The 2,470-nt window shown below is 70.1% G+C and carries 3 protein-coding genes; all 3 read left to right on the top strand.

What is annotated here, in order from left to right:
- Nucleotides 1-415 precede the first annotated feature (415 nt).
- Nucleotides 416-814: a hypothetical protein gene (locus MKK68_RS11765; protein WP_244030435.1), complete on the top strand. Its 399-nt coding sequence runs from the start codon at nucleotides 416-418 to the stop codon at nucleotides 812-814.
- A gap of 11 nt (nucleotides 815-825) precedes the next feature.
- Entirely contained in the window at nucleotides 826-1,602 is a 777-nt protein-coding gene (locus tag MKK68_RS11760) for a hypothetical protein (RefSeq protein ID WP_244030434.1), read from the top strand.
- A 94-nt stretch (nucleotides 1,603-1,696) separates the two neighbouring features.
- Nucleotides 1,697-2,470, top strand: a 774-nt coding sequence (locus MKK68_RS11755) for a transglutaminase-like domain-containing protein (protein ID WP_244030433.1), incomplete at its 3' end; no start/stop codon positions are given.

The following is a 2,470-nucleotide window of genomic DNA, read 5'->3' as shown; positions in this document are numbered from 1 at the left end:
GCGGAGGCCCAGAAGCTGGCCGACCTTCAGGCGCAGGTAAACCAGGCCGAGCAGAAGCTCGCGCCGATGAGGGAGGCTACCACCGCGGCCGAGTAGGCCGCGACGGCCCGGACGAAGGAGCTTGCCGACGTCGGGCGCCGCCTGGAGGAGACGCGCCAGCAGGAGGCCAAGCTGCGGGCCGACATCGGCGCGATGGCCCAGGAGGCGACCGCCAAGACCGCCGATCTCGCCAAGGCCGAGGAGAGCCAGCAGAAGGCCCGCGAGGGTTCGGCAGCGGCTCCAGAAGGAGCTAGCCGACGCCAGGACCGCCACCGAGCAGGTTACGAAGCAACGGGGCGACCTGGAGCTGGCCATCGCCGGCCTGAACGCCAGCAGGGACAAGCTGACCGCCGAGATCGCACAGGCCGGGCAGCACTTGCAGCAGGCCAAGGACGCACTGGCGTCGACCCAGGCCGATCTGGCCACCGCCAAGTCCGAGCGCGACCGGGTGATCTCGGAGCGCGGGCAGGCCGAACAGGCCGTCCTGAAGCTGACGGCCGACCGCGATGGCGCGAGCTCGGCGGCGGAGGCACTCCTGAAGCGGCAGGCTGACACCCAGGCGCAACTCGCCACGCTGACCGAGACGCTGGCCGGCCGCAACAAGGAGATGGCCGTCGTCGAGGATCGACTTGCGACGACGCGGCAGGAACTCGCGGCTATCCAGGCACAGCTCGCCGATACGCGGCAGAAGCTCTCGGATCAGCCCCCGCCCATGGCCGTGCCCCCCGTTCCGCCCCAGTCGCCGGCACCCGCCGTCGTACCCAAGGCGAACTGAGCCGGATCGGGATGACGACATCCATTCTGGTCCTCGCCGCCCTGGCGGCGGTCGTGCTCGCGGTCGTGCATGTCGTGACGCCGTCCTTGCGGTTCCTGGACGGCTCGCCCAGGAGCGTCTGGCTGTCGGCGGCCGGCGGGGTCGCGGTGGCCTACGTCTTCGTGCACTTCCTGCCTGAGTTGGCCAGCGGCGAGGCCAGCGTCGGCCGCATGGCCGGCGGCACCCTCGGGGGCTTCTCGGAGCGGCATGTCTACCTGATCGCGCTCGGCGGCCTGATGGCCTTCTACGGGCTGGACAGGCTGGCCAAGGTCGACCGCTCGCGCCGTGCCGGCATCCCGGTCACCGACGCCCGGGGTTCCGACCCGACGGCCGAGGTCGGCACCGGGGCCGGGGTGTTCTGGATCCACATGGGGTCCTTCGGCCTCTACAACGCGCTCGTCGGCTACCTCCTCCTGCATCGCGAGACGACGGGCGTCGCCTCGCTGGCGTTCTTCACCGTGGCGATGGCCCTGCATTTCGTGGTCACCGACTACGGCTTGAACGACGACCACAAGGCGGCATACCGCAGGACCGGACGTTGGGTACTGGTCGCCGCCGTCGTCGCGGGGTTCCTCGTCGGCGCGGTGACGGTGGTGTCGGACGCGGCCATCGCCGCACTGACGGCCTTCCTCGGCGGCGGCGTGATCCTGAACGTCCTTAAGGACGAGGTGCCGAGCGAGCGGCAGAGCCGGTTCTGGGCCTTCGCGCTCGGGGCCGTCGGGTACGCCGCGTTGCTGCTCACGCTTTGAGCCGGTCTTCCCCGGGCTGGGCACGGCCCATGCAGGCATCGCCGGACACCGCCGAACCGAAGATGCGGCGAACCTCCCAACCACGGGGACGAACATGAGGATCAGGGCCGGATACACCATCGGCTACGACACGTTCGGGCCGACCCCACTGATCTACCAGCTCAACGTCCACCCCTCCCGCACCCACGACCTGCTGACCTCTGACACAATGCAGGTCGACCCGCAGGTGCCGACGCGGACCTACACGGACGGGTTCGGCAACACCTGCGTGCGGCTGCTCGCGCCGGGCGGTCGCGTCACGGTCTCGGCCGACTTTCTGATCGCCGACAGCGGCGAGCCCGACGCCTACGCACCCGACGCCCGGCAGATCGCCGTCCAGGACCTACCGGACGAAGTGCTCGTCTACCTGCTGGGCTCGCGCTACTGCGACACCGACAAGCTCGCCGGCACGGCCTGGTCGCTGTTCGGCAATGCCCCCGAGGGCTGGGGCCGGGTGCAGGCCATCGTCACCTGGGTGCACGAGCGCATCCGGTTCGATTACCAACTCGCCGACGCCACCCGCTCGGCCTTCGACGGGTACCGCCAACGGGTCGGCGTCTGCCGGGACTTCGCCCACCTCGCTGTCACCCTGTGCCGGTGCATGAACATCCCGGCGCGGTACTGCACCGGCTACCTCGGCGACATCGGCGTGCCCGTGGACCCCAACCCGATGGATTTCTCCGCGTGGTTCGAGGTCTACCTCGACGGCCCACAGGGGCCACGCTGGTACACGTTCGACGCCCGGCACGACGCTAGAAGGATAGGGCGGGTCGTCATCGCCCGCGGGCGTGATGCCACCGACGTCGCCATCTCGACGAGCTTCGGCACG

This window comes from Methylobacterium sp. E-016 (genome assembly GCF_022829745.1).
Lineage (GTDB): Bacteria > Pseudomonadota > Alphaproteobacteria > Rhizobiales > Beijerinckiaceae > Methylobacterium.
Note: the sequence above shows the minus strand (reverse complement) of the source record. Positions and strands in the feature narration are given on the sequence as shown.